The sequence below is a fragment of the Myxosarcina sp. GI1(2024) genome, assembly GCF_053543375.1.
On the sequence record NZ_JBKGTY010000013.1, the window covers coordinates 9,784 to 29,723 of the forward strand.

The 19,940-nt window shown below is 39.2% G+C and carries 7 protein-coding genes; all 7 read left to right on the plus strand.

From position 1 onward, the window contains the following. Positions 1–680 precede the first annotated feature (680 nt). Positions 681–6,041, plus strand: a complete 5,361-nt coding sequence (locus ACLFKQ_RS27650; RefSeq protein WP_449002862.1) for an amino acid adenylation domain-containing protein — start codon at positions 681–683, stop codon at positions 6,039–6,041. After that, positions 6,038–11,578, plus strand: a complete 5,541-nt coding sequence (locus ACLFKQ_RS27655) for an FkbM family methyltransferase (protein WP_449002863.1) — start codon at positions 6,038–6,040, stop codon at positions 11,576–11,578. Before ACLFKQ_RS27650 ends, ACLFKQ_RS27655 begins: the two co-directional genes overlap by 4 nt. A gap of 71 nt (positions 11,579–11,649) precedes the next feature. Continuing rightward, entirely contained in the window at positions 11,650–12,504 is an 855-nt protein-coding gene (locus ACLFKQ_RS27660) for a 3-hydroxyacyl-CoA dehydrogenase family protein (RefSeq protein ID WP_449002864.1), read from the plus strand. A 20-nt stretch (positions 12,505–12,524) separates the two neighbouring features. Continuing rightward, positions 12,525–12,773 (plus strand): acyl carrier protein, encoded by a 249-nt coding sequence (locus ACLFKQ_RS27665; RefSeq protein ID WP_449002865.1) that lies wholly within the window; start codon positions 12,525–12,527, stop codon positions 12,771–12,773. Between the two features lie 40 nt (positions 12,774–12,813). Next, the gene (locus ACLFKQ_RS27670) at positions 12,814–13,998 is read left to right on the plus strand and encodes an acyl-CoA dehydrogenase family protein (protein WP_449002866.1); all 1,185 of its coding nucleotides are present in this window, start codon (positions 12,814–12,816) and stop codon (positions 13,996–13,998) included. A gap of 3 nt (positions 13,999–14,001) precedes the next feature. Next, entirely contained in the window at positions 14,002–15,072 is a 1,071-nt protein-coding gene (locus ACLFKQ_RS27675) for an HAD-IIIC family phosphatase (protein ID WP_449002867.1), read from the plus strand. A gap of 41 nt (positions 15,073–15,113) precedes the next feature. Next, positions 15,114–19,940: amino acid adenylation domain-containing protein (locus ACLFKQ_RS27680; protein ID WP_449002868.1), on the plus strand; the 4,827-nt coding region annotated here is incomplete at its 3' end.

Below are 19,940 nucleotides of genomic sequence, written 5' to 3' on the forward strand. Positions count from 1 at the left end.
CCAAGTGCGCTTCGCACTTGCCACGTTTTGCGTAGCGTATCGAGCTTTCTGCCATCTGCTTTCAAGGACGAACCCCCAATCATATTCCTATTGGCGACGCTTTTAGATAAAAGCTCTCATCTACTGACTCAATTGAGAGTCTCTACGCCGCATTACACAAGTAGTCTTTAATGAAAAATATTTTTAACAAATAATTATAGTATATTGAGCTAATTTTTCCCTAGTCAAAGCTTAAATAGTAATTTGTAAGCCAGAATACATATACCTTAGATTACAAACTGTCTATGTAAAAATATGTAACGAGATAGTCGATCGTGTTGATTATTATTTTCAATAGTTGCTACTGTAGATTTCGAAAGCAAAAATTACATTGACTGCTTTTATTGAAACTAAAATTTAACTGGTGAAGTAGTTAAAGCAACTCCAAATAAAAAAGAGTTTAGTAACTTGACTCGTACCTACTAGTTAGATAAATAAAGTGGTTTAAGAGTAATTTGTTTGTGTTGCTCAAATGTAAATTTGTTTACAAAGATATCGACATCCAACTTAAAACTCTCATTACTTCTTTAAGTTCTACTAGAACTCAGGTAGTCATTAATACTTTAAAAATATCCTTCAAGAAAGTTTCAACTAGTAATAGAAGCAGTAAAAAATCACTTGATAGTGGTAGGAAATTTGTTGTGGAAAATTGTTCGACAGTAGTAGAACTATTACAATATAGAGCTTCGTCACAATCTCAGAAAACGGCTTTTACGTTTTTAGAAGATGGCGAAACGGAGACAGAAACCCTAACTTATGGAGAGTTAGACCGCAGATCTAGAGCGATCGCAGTGCAACTACAAGGGTTAAACTTGAGGGGCGAAAGGGCATTATTACTCTATCCTTCAGGTTTAGATTATCTTGCTGCTTTCTTTGGCTGTCTTTACGCTGGAGTAATTGCCGTTCCTGCTTATCCACCACAAAATCAAAGAAAAACACCCAGAATACAGGCGATCGCAGCAGATGCAGCAGCCAAAATAGTTTTAACTACTAATACTCTATTGTTTAGAATGGAGTCTTTGTTTTCTAAGACAGAAAATAAAAGTAATTTACAGTGGTTAGCTACAGATAATCTGGAAAGCGGTATTGAAGACACCTGGCAAAAGCTGAATTTAGATAAAGATACAATTGCCTTCCTGCAATATACGTCTGGTTCGACGGGTACGCCAAAAGGGGTGATGGTAAGTCATGGTAATCTACTGCACAACGCAGCCATGACATATCGTTGGATGAAACATTCATCTGAAAGTAAGTTTGTCTCTTGGCTGCCAATTTATCACGACATGGGTTTAATTGGGGGTATTTTGCAACCCTTATATGGTGGCTTTCCCTGTTATTTAATGCCACCCGTATCCTTTTTACAGCGTCCCTATCGGTGGCTACAGGCTATTTCTCGCTATGGAGGCACTACTAGCGGTGCGCCAAATTTTGCCTATGAATTGTGTGTTCAAAAAATTACTGCCGAACAGAAGGCTTCTCTCGATCTGAGGAGTTGGCAGGTGGCATTTAATGGGGCAGAACCAATTCGGAGTAATACTTTAGAGCGATTTAGCAGTATTTTTGCCGAGTGTGGGTTTCGCGCGGACGCTTTCTATCCTTGCTATGGCATGGCAGAAACTACTTTAATAGTTTCTGGAGAAAATACAGAGACAAGGGGACTGGGGGACAAGGAGACGGGGGGACAAGGAGTCCTAAAAGATACACCTTCGGATAACAAGGAGACTGGGTATAAGACTAAGGCTGTAGATAAGTTAGCTTTAGCTGAAAATAAGATTATACAAGTCTCTGAGGAAGAAAATAGTCAGGTTTTTGTTAGTTGTGGCAAAAGTATTCCAGAACAAGAAATTGCAATCGTTAATCCTGAGACTTTGACACGGTGCGAACCAGGTAGTGTCGGGGAAATTTGGGTACGTGGAAATAGTATTGCTAAGGGTTATTGGAATCGTCCAGAAGAGACTAAAGCAACTTTTCAAGCTTGTTTGGGAGGCGAGAGGAAAAAGTCTTTTCTCCGCACTGGCGATTTAGGTTTTCTCGATGAAAAAGACGAACTGTTTATTACTGGTAGACTCAAAGATTTAATTATTATTAGGGGACGCAATCTATATCCTCAAGATATCGAACTGACTGCTGAAACTAGTCATGATGCACTACGTATGGGTAGTAATGCTGCTTTTACCGTAGAAAAAAATAATGAAGAAAAATTAGTAATCGTCCAAGAGTTAGAGTTTCGCGCTAAACCCAATTTAGAAGAAGTCACGACCACTATTAGACAAGCGGTAACTGAAGTCCACGAGATAGAAGTTTACGGCGTAGTCTTAATCAAGCCTGGTAGAATTCCCAAAACTTCTAGTGGTAAGATTCAACGTCGGGCAACTCAGAATAAGTTTTTAGAAGGTACTTTAGATATAGTTGCTAGCGATATTCTTAAAAGTGTTGGTATAGCGAGGGAAGTAACCCGATTACAGCGATCGCAACTTTTGGCACTTCCTCCCAGGGAAAGTCAAACACTTTTAGAAAGCTATTTAACCGAACAAGAAGCCAGAGCATTGGAAATCGCACCAGAGGATATCGACCCCAAAGAACCATTAACTACTCTCGGACTCGATTCCCTCAAAGTGTTTGAGTTGAAAAATCAGATCGAGGTCGATCTCAAAGTAGAAGTATCCGTAGCCGACTTCTTTGAAGGAATGAGTACGCGATCGCTCGTCACTAAGATACTCGCTCAAATAACCACAGGGAAACCGCCTTCACTATCTCTTACCCGCACAGAACAAGATGCATCTAATCATCCCCTATCTTTTTCCCAGCGTGGATTGTGGTTTATTCAGCATCTAGCTCCCAATAGCTATACATATAATATCCCTGTAGTTATTTACCTTCATGGTTGTGTTGAATTAGCAGTATTACAAGCGTGTTTGAACGAAATTGTCAGACGACACGAAATACTACGCACGAGCTTTACGATGCTAGATGGACAACCAGTCCAAGTCATTAATCAAGATGTATCAGTAACTCTGGAGGTTGAAGATTTAAGTTCTCTCAAGACCAGCGACCGCACCCATGCAGTACAAACTTTAACTACAGAATTAGCACAGCAGCCATTTGACTTATCCTCTAAAGCCTTGATTCGTGCCAAATATGCACGAATAGGTAATAAGGATCACAATTTGATTATTGTCCTACATCATATAGTCGCAGATGGGTGGTCTATCGGCGTTTTGCTGGAAGAACTGATCGCTCTATACGAAAAATTTGCTGAAGGTAAACTTTCGCCTCTCTCTGAATTACCAATTCAGTACAAAGATTTTGTCAGTTGGCAGCGAAAAGGTTTTAGTTCCGAACGCCTCCAAGGGTCATTGGCTTACTGGAAACAAAAGTTACAGGGCGAACTACCCGTACTGAATTTACCAACAGACCGTCCGCGTCCTCCAGTTCAGACTTTTAAAGGCGATCGCGCCAAATTAGTTCTTGCCTCAACCTTAAAGCAAAAATTAGAAGATTTGAGCCGTCAGCAGGGAGTAACTCTGTTTATGACCTTGCTTACAGCCTTCAAAGTCTTGCTGTATCGCTACACGGGTCAAACTGACATTATAGTAGGTTCGCCCATTGCCAATCGTAGCAAAGCCCAAATAGAGCAATTAATCGGCTTTTTTGTTAATGTTCTGGTGCTGCGTACAGACCTTTCTGGCGATTTAAGTTTCTTAGATTTGCTAGAGCGGGTAAAGTCCACTGCTTTAGAAGCTTACGTTCACCAAGACCTACCTTTTGAAAAGTTAGTCGAAGAACTAAAGCTCAACAGGGATTTAAGCTACAATCCGCTCTTTCAGGTAATGTTCGTTCTCCAGAATGTGCCGAAACCCAATCTAAGTCTATCGGATTTATCAGTTAGTTATGAGGAAGGTTATAACAATACGTCTAAGTTCGATCTGACCTTGTTTATGGAGGATTCCGAGTCAGGTTTGATTGCTACCTGTGAATATAACACCGATTTATTTGATGCAGATACCATAACTCGGATGCTGGGACATTTTCAGACTTTACTGGAAAACATAGTTAGCAATCCCGAACGAGATATTTCAAAATTACCATTATTAACCTCATCTGAGAAACGTCAGCTACTAGTCGAGTGGAATAATACCAAGACAGATTATCCCCAAGATAAGTGTATCCATCAGCTATTTGAAGAACAGGCAGAAAAAAAACCCAACCAGACAGCTATTGTCTTTGAAAACCAAAAGCTAACTTACCAGGAGTTAAACAACCGAGCCAATCAATTAGCTCACTATTTACAGCAACAAGGTGTTAGATCGGACACGGTTGTTGGCATCAGTATGGAACGCTCCATTGAGATGGTGGTGGGTTTACTAGCTATTCTTAAAGCTGGGGGAGCATATTTACCCCTAGACCCAGCCTATCCTCAAGTCCGGTTATGCTTCATGATGGAGGATGCTAGAGTACCAGTATTATTGACGCAGCCGCACTTGAGAGATGAACTTCCACCACATCAAGCAAAACTAATAATATCCATAGACACTGAAGATGCAATTTATGCTAATTATAGTTCTCAAAATCCAGCCAGTGATATAAAGCCAGAAAATTTAGCCTATGTTATTTATACCTCTGGTTCTACGGGTAAACCCAAGGGAGTAATGAATACTCATAGGGGAATCTGTAATCGTTTGCAGTGGATGCAGGATGCCTATCAATTAACCCCAAAAGACAAAGTTTTACAAAAGACACCCTATAGTTTTGATGTCTCAGTTTGGGAATTTTTCTGGACGTTAATCACTGGTGCATCTCTAGTAATAGCTAGACCAGGAGGTCATCAAGATAGTGGATATTTAGTCGATACGATAGAGAAGGAAGAAATTACAACGCTACATTTTGTTCCTTCAATGTTGCAAATATTTCTTGAAGAACCAGAATTACAAAGATGTAGCAGTCTCAAACGAGTTATTTGTAGTGGTGAAGCTTTATCTTTTTCTCTACAAGAAAAGTTTTTTGCTCGGCTTGACTGTGAACTTTATAATCTTTATGGACCTACAGAAGCAGTGATCGATGTCACTCATTGGCATTGCCAACCAGATAGTAGCTTAACTACGGTTCCCATTGGTCGTCCTATCGCTAATACGCAAATACATATCCTAGATCGAGATTTACAGCCAGTTCCGATTGGAGTACCAGGAGAGTTATATATTGGTGGTGTAGGTTTGGCTAGAGGGTATTTAAATCGTCCCGAATTAACTAAAGAAAAGTTTATTGCCAATCCGTTTGACCCAGGAACGCGACTATACAAAACAGGCGATTTAGCTCGTTATCACTCTAATGGCGCGATCGAATATCTCAGCAGGATCGACCATCAAGTCAAAATCAGAGGCTTTCGCATTGAGTTAGGGGAAATTGAAGCCGTTTTGAGCCAACATCCAGCCGTAAGAGAAGCGGTGGTTGTGGTTAAAAAGATATCTCAAAGACAACAGTTAGTAGCTTATATCGTTGGCGATTGTAATTCCCAATGGTTGAAGGAAGAAGGAAAGAATTATCTCCGAGATTTATTACCAGAGTATATGCTTCCTTCAGTTTTCGTGACTTTAGATCGACTACCTCTGTTGCCAAACGGAAAAGTAGAGCGTCGTGCTTTGCCTATACCAGAAACCGCATCGAGTTTCGCAGTAACTCATCAAGCACCTAGTTCGGAAATCGAACGGAAGATTGCTGCTATTTGGCAAGAAGCATTACATCTAGAAAAGGTAGGAATCGATGAGAACTTTTTTGACCTCGGCGGTCATTCTCTGCTGCTGCTGGAGGTAAATCAAAAATTGAGAAAGTCTTTACAGCAAAATTTATCAGTAGTGGAAATGTTTAAATACCCGACTGTCAAATCTTTGGGGCAGTTTATCACCCAAAATTCCCCAGAGAAAGAAGCTTTTGAGTCGATACGCGATCGCACCGAGCAAAGGATCAAAGCAATCAACCGACAAAAACTATTAGCAAGAAAAAGATGAACAGTTTAGAAGTCCAAGAATCATTAGAAGCAGTAGCAATTATTGGCATGGCAGGGCGTTTTCCTGGAGCTAAGAACCTAGAAGAATTCTGGCAAAATTTAGCCAATGGGGTTGAATCGGTTTCCTTCTTTAGCGATGAGAAACCGATCGAGTCGAGAATCGATCCCGACCTATTAAAAAATCCCAACTACGTAAAAGCTGGTGGTGTTTTAGAAGACATAGATTTATTTGATGCGCCCTTTTTTGATTTTAATCCCAAAGAAGCTGAAATTACCGATCCTCAGCACCGGTTATTCTTAGAATGTGCGTGGGAGGCACTAGAAAATGCGGGGTACGATCCCCATAGATATCGAGGTAAAACGGGAGTCTACGCTGGAGCTAGCCTCAATAATTATTATTCCTACGATGCTAATCGAGACCGCTTGGGTTCGGCACAATCTTATCAAGCTTTAATCGGCAACGATAAAGACTTTTTGACTACTCGCGTTTCCTATAAATTAAATCTCACGGGACCCAGTATCACTGTACAAACTGCCTGTTCGACATCTTTAGTTACCACCGTACTCGCCTGTCAAAGTTTGTTAAATTATCAGTGCGACATGGCTTTGGCTGGTGGAGTTTCAATTCGCGTACCCCAAAAAAGTGGTTATTTCCACGAACAAGGAGGAGCACTCTCACCAGATGGTCACTGTCGTGCTTTTGATGCCAAAGCTCAAGGAACAACTATTGGTAACGGCGTAGGAGTTATCGTTCTCAAAAGATTGAGTGATGCTCTAGCCGATGGCGATTGCATTCATGCTGTCATTAAAGGTTCAGCTATAAATAATGATGGCTCTGGCAAAGTTGGCTACATGGCTCCTAGTGTGGATGGTCAAGCGGAGGTTATTGCCGAAGCAATGATGCTGGCTGGAGTTGAGCCTGAGACGATCGATTATATTGAAGCTCATGGGACTGGCACGGCTTTAGGCGATCCCATAGAAATTACCGCACTTTCTCAAGTTTTTAGTAGCAGTACCCAGAACAAAGGTTTTTGTGCTGTAGGCTCAGTAAAAACAAATATCGGTCATTTAGATGCAGCAGCTGGCATTACAGGATTGATAAAAACTGTTTTATCCCTAAAATATAAGCAAATACCGCCTAGTCTAAATTTTGAGCAACCTAATCCCCAAATAAATTTTACCAATAGTCCCTTTTACGTTAACACTAAGCTAACAGAATGGAAATCGGGGGAGACACCTCGACGTGCAGGTGTTAGTGCTTTGGGTGTAGGGGGGACTAATGCTCACGTAGTTTTGGAAGAAGCTCCGCTCCTTCCAGAAGAGTTTGGTTCTTCTCGCCCTTGGCAGCTATTATTACTTTCAGCCAAAACAGACTCAGCATTAAAAAGTGCTACTGTTAATCTAACAAATTACCTAAAACAACATCCCGATTTAAACCTCGCAGATGTTGCTTACACATTGCAGTCTGGACGACAGGCTTTTGATTATAGGCAGACTGTTGTTTGTCGGGATATTGCTGAGGCGATCGCCAAACTGGAAAATCCCAAATCAGTATCTTCTAGTGAAGGTATAGAGAAAGCCCCTATTGCTTTTATGTTCCCCGGACTTGGTACCCACTATGTCAACATGGCTGAAGAACTTTATCAAACTGAAGCCATATTTCAAGAACAAATAGATTACTGTTGTGAATTTCTAGAACCGCTTATTGGTCAAGATTTACGAGATGTCCTTTATCCAAACAGAAATTCTCCAAAATCTCCAGTAAGTCAAAAATCGACTTCTGAATCTCCAGGTTTAGACTTACGAAAAATGTTGGGTAGAAGTGAGACACAACCAGATGCACAGTTGTCGTCTGCAACATCTTTACTCAATCAAACCAATCTAGCTCAACCAGCTGTTTTTGTGATTGAATATGCCTTAGCTCAGTTATTAATATCCTGGGGAATTCGTCCCCAAGCAACGATCGGCTACAGCATTGGTGAATATGTAGCAGCAACCTTGGCGGGGGTTTTATCTCTAGAAGAAGGTTTAAAACTGATTGCTGCAAGAGCGCAGATGATTCAAAAGTTGCCTGGTGGAGCAATGCTTGCAGTTCTACTTTCGGAAACGTCAATATCCCCCTTACTGAATGACAAAATCTCACTTTCTGCGGTCAATGGACCATCTATGTGTGTCGTCGCAGGTGAAACTAGTGCGATCGAAGCATTGGAAAAAGATTTAACACAAAAAGGTTTAGCTTGTCGTCGTTTAGAAACTTCTCATGCTTTTCACTCCCACATAATGGAGGTGATCGCCCCTAATTTACGTGAGTTAATCGAAACCTTTAACCTCCAAGGACCAAAAATTCCTTATGTCTCTAACGTTACAGGAACTTGGATAACAGCAGCAGAAGCCACAAATCCAGACTATTGGGTTAAGCATCTCTGTCAAGCTGTTCTATTTGCTCCTGGTGTGCAAGAGTTATGGAAACAACAGCAGCCGATTTTGTTGGAAATAGGTCCTGGACAGACTTTAGGTAGCTTTGCTCTTCAATGTATAGAAAACAATTCGGAAGCTAATCAGGTAGTTTTATCTTCTCTTAGATATTCTTACGATCGGCAATCGGACTTAGCATTTTTATTGAAAACATTAGGTAGGCTTTGGTTAACAGGAGTTCAAATAGATTGGTCGGGATTTTACGCTTGTGAGCGTCGTCATCGTATTCCTTTACCAACATATCCTTTTGAACGAAAACGTTATTGGATAGAGCCACAAGAACAAGCTAGTTATTCTCATAAACATCAAGTATCCTCAGAAGAAAAACTTGATGTCACAAACTGGTTTAACGTTCCTTCTTGGAAACGTTCTGCTTTTCTCATGCCTACTACCCCTGAAAAATTTATGAAGCCAAGCCATTGTTGGTTAGTATTTATTGATACTTGCGGTATTGGTCATCAAATAGTAGAAAATCTTAAAAGCGAGCATCAAAATGTTGTAACTGTCAAAATTGGAGAGCAATTTAGTCAAATTGAAGATGGGGAATATACGATTAATCCCAAAACTAAAAGTGACTATGATACTTTACTCAAAAGTATTCGCAAATTGGGTAAAATACCCAAGAGAATTACTCATTTATGGAACATTACACCAAATGATAATGTAACAACGTCACGACTTGAGTATTATGAGACGGCTCAGGAGCTAAGTTTCTGGAGTTTACTTTTTCTTACACAAGCACTGGGGGAACAAAATCTTACCGACTCTGTAGAAATGAGTATTGTTTCTAACAACCTACAACAAGTGCTTGATGAAGAATATTTATGTCCAGAAAAGGCGACAATTCTTGGGTTATGTAAAGTTATTCTTCAAGAATATTCCCACATATCTTGTCGTAGCATCGACATTAACCTTTCCCCAGTTGGTACTAAGCAATGGCAACAATTAATAGATAATCTTTTAGTAGAACTTGCTACAGCAACATCTGACCAAGTCATTGCATATCGTGGAAACCAACGATGGGTACAGTGTTTTGAACCTTTACCAATTGAAAGCCAAACTTTATCCACAAATAAGTTAAGAGAAGGAGGAGTTTATTTCATCACGGGGGGATTAGGAGGAATTGGATTGGCGATCGCAGAAGGATTAGCAAAGAAAGTAAAAGCAAAATTAGTACTAATTGGACGTTCGGGATTACCTCCACAAGACGAGTGGGAAGAATTTCTATCGAGTCAGGATAAGGATAATTTGCTAAAAACAAAAATTAAAAAAGTTCAGCATTTAAAGGAATTGGGTGCAGAGGTTTTAGTTCTGAAGGCAGATGTTGCCGATCTCGAACAAATGCAGAGTGCGATCGATCGAACACGTGATCGCTTTGGTAATATTTATGGAGTAATTCATGCAGCAGGTACTCCAGGTGCAGGTATCATTCAACTCAAAACACCTGAATTAGCAGCAAAAGTTTTCCAGCCAAAACTAAAAGGCACTTTAGTTTTAGATGCTGTGTTGAAGGATATGAATTTAGACTTTTTGATCTTGTTTTCTTCTAACACAGCCATAACAGGAGGTTTAGGACAAGTAGACTATTGTGCAGCTAATGCTTTTTTAGATGCGTTTGCTCATTATAATTTTTACCAAAAGCAAGTACCTACAATTTCAATTAACTGGGATTGGTGGCAATGGGATAGTTGGCAAAAATCTTTACTTGCATTTGCACCAGACATTCAATCTGAAATTAAGCAACTTAGACAGAAATACGGTATATCTTTTTCAGAAGGTTTAGATGCATTTGAGCGAATTTTATCTAAAAATTTTCCTCAAATAATTGTATCGACAAGAAAACTGCAAACTGTAATAGAAGAACATCAAACTTTTGCATTACCCTTATTTTTAAAAAATTCAGAACAATCTAATCAATCTCAATCATTACATCCAAGACCTACATTAGGTAATGCTTATGTTGAACCTAGTAATGCAGCCGAGCAAAAAATTGCTAATATTTGGCAGAAATTACTAGGTATTGAGATCGGTGTAGATGATAATTTTTTTGATTTGGGTGGGCATTCCTTAATAGCAACCCAATTGGTTTCCCAGCTTCGTAATGATTTTCAGGTAGATCTAACCCTGCGTCATATTTTTGAAGCACCTAGTGTTAGTGAATTAGCTTTGGTAATTGAAGAGATGCTCATAGCAGAGCTAGAAGAATTACCAGAAGATACAGTGCAACAACTTGTTTCAGTCACACCAAGACCCAAACAAACCCTCTCAGCTAATACTTGGCAACGCTATAAATTACCTAATAACTTAGAAATTGCCTATCAAACTAAAGCTGAAGCAGATTATTTCTACGAAGATATTTTTCAAAATCAGGTATATGTTAAGCATGGAATTACGCTCGGCGATAACCCCTGTATTTTTGATGTAGGAGCTAACATCGGGATGTTTACACTTTTTATGGCTCAACATTGCAAAAATCCAAGAATTTACGCCTTTGAGCCTGCTCCGCCTTTGTATGAAATTCTTCACCTAAATACGAGTTTTTATGAAATAAATGCCAAACTTTTCAACCAGGGGGTATCTAACCAAATAAAAACAGCTAGTTTTACATTTTATCCCAACAGTTCTGGGATGTCTTCCTTCTATGCAGATAAAGAAGAAGAGAAGGAAGTTTTAAAAGCTATTATGCTCAATCAGTTAGAAACTGGCATGACTGGTATGGATCGAGTCATGGAACATGCTGATGAGTTGTTGGAAGAAAGATTTAAAGAGCTTAATTATACCTGCCAATTAACAACTCTTTCTGAAATAATTAACGAACAAAACATTCAATTTATAGACTTACTCAAGATTGATGTTCAAAAATGTGAGATGGAAGTACTTGAAGGTATTCAAGCACGAGATTGGTCTAAAATTAAGCAGATTGTCATAGAAGTACACGACATAGAAGGAAGATTAGAAAAGATAACCAACTTGTTACAAAAGCAAGGTTATCAAATTGTAGCCGAACAAGAAGACTTGTATCAAGGTTCAACTATCTACAATGTCTACGCTATCTACAGTTAAACTTTTTCTCACTAATAAGATTGAGGTAAGAGTATACCAACTTTATCAAATAGAAGCAAACAATTCAACTTATGGATATTCAAACAGTAGGTGTTGTTGGTGCAGGAGTTATGGGGGGCGGAGTTGCTCAAAATCTCGCTCAAACTGGTCACCAAGTTATTCTTGTAGATATTTCGGAAAATATCCTCGATAAAGCCAAACATGAAATCAGGAACAATATCCGTTTTCAAAGTTTTTTTAAAAAAAGCGAACGCCAAGAAACTCCAGATGGTATCATTGAAAAAATAGAGTTTTCAACTAATTATAAAACTCTTGAAGATGTGGATTTTATAGTTGAAAATGTCACCGAGAAATGGGATATAAAAAGAGAGCTATACCCTTTATTAGATTCTATTTGCTCAGTAGATTGCGTATTCGCGGCTAATACATCAGCAATTCCCATTACCCGCATTGCTTCAGTTACTAAACGTGCCGATAAGGTTCTTGGTATCCACTTTATGAATCCCGTACCAATGAAGCCAATGGTGGAGGTGATCTGGGGATATCATACTTCTGAAACAACAATTGAGACAGCCAAAAAAATGCTATCTCAGATGGGTAAAGAATGTGTCATTGTCAATGATTCACCCGGTTTTGTTTCCAATCGTGTGTTGATGCTAACTATTAATGAAGCTATTTTTCTATTACAAGACCAAGTTGCTACAGCAGAAGATGTAGATAAAATTTTTAAAGGCTGTTTTGGTCATAAAATGGGACCCTTAGAAACGGCAGATTTGATTGGGCTAGATACCATCTTATTTTCTATTGAAGTCTTGTACGAAAGTTTTAACGATAGTAAGTATAGACCATGCACTTTACTTAAAAAAATGGTAGATGCAGGCTTGCATGGTAGAAAAAGTGGTCAAGGATTTTACGTATATCAGTAAATGGGAATAATATAAGACTAATGAACGAAACTCAAGCCAGAGTCAAAACCTTTCTTTCTAAAAAAATTAGAAATTATGATTTGCAACTAGATGAAGATATTTTTGCTCTAAGTTTTGTTAATTCTATGTTCGCTATGCAACTGGTTTTATTCATAGAGCAAGAGTTCCAGATTTCTATCGAAAACGAAGATTTAGAGCTTGAAAATTTTCGTACAATCGACTCTATTAGTAATTTAATTAAACGTAAAACTGCTGTTTTTGTTGAATAATAAAATATAAATCGCTCTTTCTTGTGACATTAATGGTATTATGAAACCTGAATTGTCTGCTAAACAAAAAAACTATCGAGCTAAATTTAAATCTTTTGTCAACCAGGAAATATATCCTGATGCTGGAGAATGGGATAAAAATGAATTTACTCCGCCAGAACTAATCAAGAAAATAGCTGAACGTGGTTTTCTCGGTGCCATATTACCCCAAGAATATGGTGGTAAAGGAATGGACATGATTAGTTATGGCATTCTCAACGAGGAAATTGCACGGGGATGTTCGTCTGTACGAAGTTTGCTTACAGTTCATAACATGGTTGCTCAGGCTTTGTGTAAATGGGGAAATAAATCTCAAAAAGCGTATTGGCTTCCAAAACTTGCATCTGGAGAAACCATCGCTGCTTTTGCATTAAGCGAACCGAATGTAGGTAGCGATGCAAAAAGTGTCGAAACAACAGCAAAGCCTACTGATGATGCTTATGTGTTAAATGGGCAAAAAAAATGGATTACCTACGGACAAATAGCAGATGTATTTTTAGTATTTGCTAAATTTGAGGGAAAACCTACTGCTTTTTTAGTTGAAAAAAATAATCCAGGACTCTCAGTTAAACCGATGTCTGGTATTTTGGGGATTAGGGCTTCGATGACAGCAGAATTGCATTTTGATAACTGTCGCATTTCTTTAGAAAATTTAATCGGTAAATTAGGTTTTGGATTTTCCTACATTGCATCTTCTGCACTTGATTATGGTAGATATAGCGTTGCATGGGGTTGTGTAGGTATTGCTCAGGCTTGTTTAGAAGCTTGTATCAAGTATACAAACGAGCGTAAACAGTTTGGTGTTTATCTCAAAGAACATCAATTAATACGCCAAAAGATTACTCAGATGATAGCTAACGTCAAAGCAGCAAGATTGTTATGTTATCAAGCTGGTTATCTCAAAGATATTAATAATCCCAACTCGATTACAGAGACTTCTATTGCGAAGTACTTTGCATCCACAGTGGCTACCAAAATAGCAAATGATGCCGTGCAAATTCATGGCGGTAATGGTTGTAGCAGTGAGTACCCAGTAGAAAGGTATTTACGAGACTCTAAGATAATGGAAATTATTGAAGGTAGTACTCAAATTCAAGAAATTACTATCGCAGAGTCAGGTTATCAAGATTATCTTTTTTCGACTATTTCTACTATTGGGGAAAGAAAATTAGCAGAGAGAATTTAATATATGATTGGCACAAAAGAACAAGACGTAAATAGCAAACAAAAAGATAAAAAAGTTATTAAATGTGTCGTTTGGGATTTAGACAATACCCTATGGCAGGGAGTTTTACTGGAAGATGAGAAAGTTTCTCTGCACAAAAATATTGTAAACATTATCCATACTTTGGATAGTCGTGGAATTCTACAATCTATAGCTAGTAAAAATGAACCTACAACTGCGAGCGCTAAATTAGAAGAATTGAGTTTAAAAGAGTATTTTCTATATCCACAAATAAACTGGAACTCTAAAGCTAATTCTCTGAAAGAAATTTCTAACTTACTAAATATTGGTCTGGATGCGATCGCTTTTATTGATGACCAATTATTTGAACTAGAAGAAGTAAAATTTACTCTGCCAGAAATTCTTTGTTTAAACGCAGATAAGGTAGGTCATATTTTAGATATGTCTGTAATGAATCCCCGTTTTATTACGGAAGATTCAAAAATTAGAAGATTAATGTATATTAACGATCTAGAGCGACAAAATGCAGAAAAAGAATTTGTCGGCACGGCAGATGAATTTTTGGCTACTCTCAATATGAATTTCACCATATCTTCGGCACGAGAATCAGATTTACAACGTGCAGAAGAATTGACATTACGAACCAACCAATTAAATACAACTGGATATACATATTCCTACGACGAACTCAACCACTTTCGTCAATCGTCAAGCCATAAACTTTTGGTTGCAAGTCTAGAAGATAAGTATAGCAGCTACGGAAAAATAGGTTTAGCCCTAATAGAATGCCAATCAAAAACATGGACAATCAAGCTTTTACTAATGTCTTGTCGTGTCATGTCGAGGGGAGTTGGCACAATCATGATGAATCATATCATGAGTCTAGCTCAAAGCAATAATGTCCGTCTTTTGGCAGAATTTGTACCAAATGACCGTAATAGGATGATGTATATATCTTATAAATTTGCTGGTTTTAAAGAAATCGACCGAAATGGTGATTCAGTTATTTTCGAAAATGATTTAACGCAAATTCAAACTGCACCCTCATATGTGAATTTTAAAGTAATCGATTAAGTTATTTGTAATAAAAATTGATAGATAATCAGAATATCATTATGGGTAGTAAAACAGATAAAGTTACTAAACGGCGTTCTAATCTCTCAGCTGCTAAACGAGCAATTTTAGAAAAGCGTCTACGGGGTGAGCATCATTCCGATACCCAACAAATAGTTATTCCTCGTCGCTCTCGACAAAGTCCAGTTCCTTTATCAGCACCCCAGCAGCGACTATGGTTTCTTCAACAATTAGAACCTCAAAGTTTTGTTTACAACGAATTTGATTGTATACAGCTAAAAGGTATTCTGAATTCTGTAGCATTAGAAAAAAGTTTTAATGAAATTGTAAAACGTCATGAATCTCTACGTACTTCCTTTGAAACTTTAGACGAACAACCAGTCCAAGTAATTCATCCCACTTTAAGTATAAAGTTGCCAGTGGTGAATTTAACTGACTTGCCCCAAACATCACAAGATACTGAAGTTGAGCGGCTAACTGCTGAAATTGCTCAAAAGCCTTTTGACTTAACATCTACTCCTTTGCTGCGGGTGATGTTATTACAGACTGGTGAACAAGAATATTTACTGTTGTTAGTCGTCCACCACATTGTCTGTGACGGGTGGTCACTACAAGTAATAAATAAAGAATTAGCAGCAATATATGGAGCTTTTTCGGCTGAACAATCTTCTCCACTTTTGGAATTGCCCATTCAATACGCAGACTATTTTATTTGGCAGCACCAATGGTTACAAAGTGAGCGGGAAAAAACTCTAATTTCATATTGGAAGAAACAATTAGAAAATGCTCCAAACACTTTATCCCTACCGACAGACTATCAGCGACCTCCAGTACAAAGTTTCAAAGGAGCAGCTAAATATTTTAAGCTATCATCAAACTTGAGCGATAGTCTAAGAGCTTTAAGTAATCAACAAGGTGTTACTTTGTTTATGACCTTGTTAGCAGCATTTCAAGCACAATTATACCGCTACACAAATCAAGAAGATATCTGTGTAGGCTCTACCATTGCGAATCGCAACCATGCTGATATTGAAGAGTTAATCGGTTTTTTTGTTAATACCCTTGTACTTCGTACTGACCTTTCTGAGAATCCAAGCTTTTTAGAATTGCTGAATAGAGTTCGCGAAGTATGCATAGGAGCGTATGCTCATGCAGAGCTACCTTTTGAGCGATTAGTAGGAGAACTACACCCCGAACGAAATCTCAGTCATACTCCATTGTTTCAAGTAACTTTTGCTTTGCAAGAATATACTAAAAAAGATTTAGTATTACCCGATCTGACTCTACAATGGCTTCAGAAACACAATAGAACAGCAAAATTTGATTTAACGCTGTATGTGGTGGATTCAAAGCCAGAACTTTGGGGTTGGTGGGAGTACAACACAGATTTGTTTAATGCTGCGACTATTGAGAGAATGGCAGGGCATTTTACTAATTTGCTAGAGGGGATTGTTGCTCAACCAGAGAAGCGTTTGTCAGATTTACCATTATTAACAGAACCTGAGCGTCAAACTCTTTTAGTTAATTGGAATGATACAACTGCTAATTACCCCCAGGATAAATATATCCATCAACTATTTGAAGCTCAAGTAGAGAAAACACCTGATACAGTAGCGGTTGTCTTTGAAGATGAGCAGCTGACCTATTGCGAACTCAACGCCAGAGCCAATCAACTGGCGCATTATCTTCAGCAACGAGGAGTCAAACCAGAGATTAAGGTCGGAATTTGTGTCGAGCGTTCGTTGGAAATGGTCATCGGACTGCTAGCCATCCTCAAAGCTGGTGGGGCATATGTGCCAATCGACCCCAACTATCCTCAAGAACGTCTGACTTATATGTTGTCAGACTCCCAGCCAGGAGTCTTGCTCACACAACAGGACTTATTAGAGAGTTTACTAGAACATCAAGCACGAGTATTTTGTCTCGATACCGACTGGCAACAAATTAGCAATAACAGCACCGAAAATCCAGTATCTAAGATTACGATTGATAATCTTGCATATATCATCTACACCTCTGGTTCTACAGGTAAACCCAAAGGGGCAATGAATGCCCATAGTGGTATTTTAAATCGCTTATTGTGGATGCAAGATACTTATCAATTAACCTCAGACGATGCAGTCTTACAAAAAACTCCCTTCAGTTTTGACGTATCGGTGTGGGAATTCTTCTGGACATTGATTGCGGGTGCGCGTTTGATTATCGCTCAACCAGAAGGGCATAAAGATCCTAGTTACTTGATTGATTTAATCTCACAGCAGCAGGTCACCACATTACATTTCGTGCCGTCAATGTTGCAAGTGTTTCTCGAAGCAGAAGGAGTAGAACAATGTCAGTCACTGGCGCGAGTAATTGCCAGTGGGGAAGCGTTACCTGCACAACTGCAACAGCGATTTTTTGAACGGCTCGATACACGGCTAGATAATCTTTATGGACCTACAGAAGCAGCGATTGATGTCACTTATTGGCAGTGTCAACAAGATAATCCGAACCAGAAAACAGTTCCAATAGGTCGCCCCATAGCTAATATTCAAACTTATTTGCTAGATAGTTCTCTTAACCCCGTTTCAGTGGGCGTGACGGGGGAAGTCTATCTTGGCGGTATAGGTGTGGGTAGAGGTTATTTAAGCCGTCCTGACTTGACAGCGGAGAAGTTTATTCCCCATCCTTTCGGTCAAGAAGCATCTCGTCTGTATAAAACAGGAGACTTAGCCCGCTATCTACCAAATGGAGAAATAGAGTACATTAGTCGTATTGACAACCAAGTAAAAGTACGTGGTTTCAGAATTGAGCTGGGAGAAATTGAAGCAGCGATCACTCGACATCCAGCAGTGCGAGAAACTGTAGTTATAGTCAGAGAAGATTTAGCCAATTCTCAACAAATTGTTGCCTATGTAGTTGCTCAACAAGAACAAACACTAACAATCTCTGATCTACGGAAACTTTTAGAGTCTAAGTTACCCAGCTACATGGTGCCAGCAGCTTTTGTCACCTTAGAAACATTACCGCTGACTCCCAATGGTAAAGTTGACCGCAAAGCACTACCTGCACCAAGTATATTGAGAACTGAAGCTGATTTTGTTCCTGCATCGACACCAATTGAGAATTTGCTAGCGGGCATTTGGGCAGAAATCCTTAATCTAGAAAAAGTAGGCATTAATCATAATTTCTTTGAGTTAGGAGGACATTCCCTGATTGCCACTCGCGTCATATCTCAAATTCGACAAGTATTTGAAACAGAACTGCCATTACGCAGTTTATTTGAACGCCCTACTATCGCAGGGCTAGCCCAAGAAATTGAACAAGCGATTAAAAGCGATTCAGGCATTAAAGTAACAAAGATCGAGCCAATTTCACGGACAGAAAAACTGCCTTTATCTTTTGCTCAGCAGAGACTGTGGTTTTTAGCTCAACTAGAGCCAGATAGCCCATTCTATAATAGACCTGCTGCGGTACGCCTCCAAGGACAACTCAACCTAAACGCACTAGAGCAAAGCTTCAATCGTATCGTTGCTCGCCATGAAACACTGCGAACTAGCTTCCAAACTACTGAAGGAGAAGCAAGAGCGGTTATTGACTCAGTTGAGACTTTCACCATTCCCTTAATCGACCTAAGTAGTTTAGCAGCATCAGAAAAACCAACACAAATCCAACAGCAGATTGAAACTGAAGCACGACATCCATTTGACATCAGCAGCGAGCGATTAATCAGAATCAAATTTCTCCGACTAGAGGCTCAAGAGCATATCGTACTACTGAGTATGCATCACATTATCTCCGATGGTTGGTCAATAGGTGTCTTAGTAAGAGAACTAGCCAGTCTCTATCGAGCCTTCAGTCAAGGACAACCCTCACCACTATCAGAACTACCAATACAGTATGTAGACTTTGCCGCCTGGCAGCGACAATGGCTACAAGGAGAAGTACTCGAAACTCAAAAAGCTTATTGGCTCAAACAGTTAGAAAACGCGCCAAAAGTTCTAGAACTACCGACAGACCACCCTCGACCAGCAGTGCAAACCTTTAGGGGTGCTAAATACTCGTTTAACTTATCTCCAGAATTATCCACGGCATTAAATAAATTAAGCCAGCAGCAAGGAAGTACTTTATTTATGACTCTGTTGGCAGGATTCCAAACACTGCTATGGCGTTATACCGCTCAATCAGATATCGTCGTCGGTTCCCCCATTGCCAATCGTAATCGAGCTGAAATAGAAGGCTTGATTGGATTTTTCGTTAACACTCTGGTGTTGCGAACTAACTTAGCTGGAAATCCTAGTTTTATCGAACTACTCCAGCGAGTGAGAGAAACTACACTAGGAGCATATGCCCATCAAGATTTGCCTTTTGAATTGCTCGTCGAACAACTACAGCCAGAGCGGGATTTAAGTCATACACCACTGTTCCAGGTGATGTTTATACTTCAAAACGCTCCCATGTCCGAGTTAGAGTTACCTGGATTGACTTTGACACCAGTAAAGAGTGAGAGTGAAACTGCCAAGTTCGATCTGAGCTTGTACATGAGCGAAACCGAGTCTGGGTTAAAAGGCAATTTTGAATACAATACGGATTTGTTCGAGCGAGCAACTATCGCGCGGATGGTCGGACATCTAGAGACATTGCTCGAAGCAATTGTGGCTAATCCACAGCAGCATTTATCAGATTTACCATTATTGAACGAATCCGAACAGCAGCAGTTGTTAGTCGAGTGGAATGATACAAAAATTGATTACCCTCAAGACCAGTGTATCCACAAACTATTTGAAGCTCAGGTAGAAAAAACACCAGATGCTATTGCAGTAGGTTTTAAAAATGAGCAGCTAACCTATGCACAATTAAATGCGAGAGCCAATCAACTGGCACATTAT

Bases quoted from the DNA above. Each gene is read 5' to 3' on its own strand.
- ACLFKQ_RS27655 (WP_449002863.1), top strand. From the start codon at position 6,038: ATGAACAGTTTAGAAGTCCAAGAATCATTAGAAGCAGTAGCAATTATT.
- ACLFKQ_RS27660 (WP_449002864.1), top strand. From the start codon at position 11,650: ATGGATATTCAAACAGTAGGTGTTGTTGGTGCAGGAGTTATGGGGGGC.
- ACLFKQ_RS27665 (WP_449002865.1), top strand. From the start codon at position 12,525: ATGAACGAAACTCAAGCCAGAGTCAAAACCTTTCTTTCTAAAAAAATT.
- ACLFKQ_RS27670 (WP_449002866.1), top strand. From the start codon at position 12,814: ATGAAACCTGAATTGTCTGCTAAACAAAAAAACTATCGAGCTAAATTT.
- ACLFKQ_RS27675 (WP_449002867.1), top strand. From the start codon at position 14,002: ATGATTGGCACAAAAGAACAAGACGTAAATAGCAAACAAAAAGATAAA.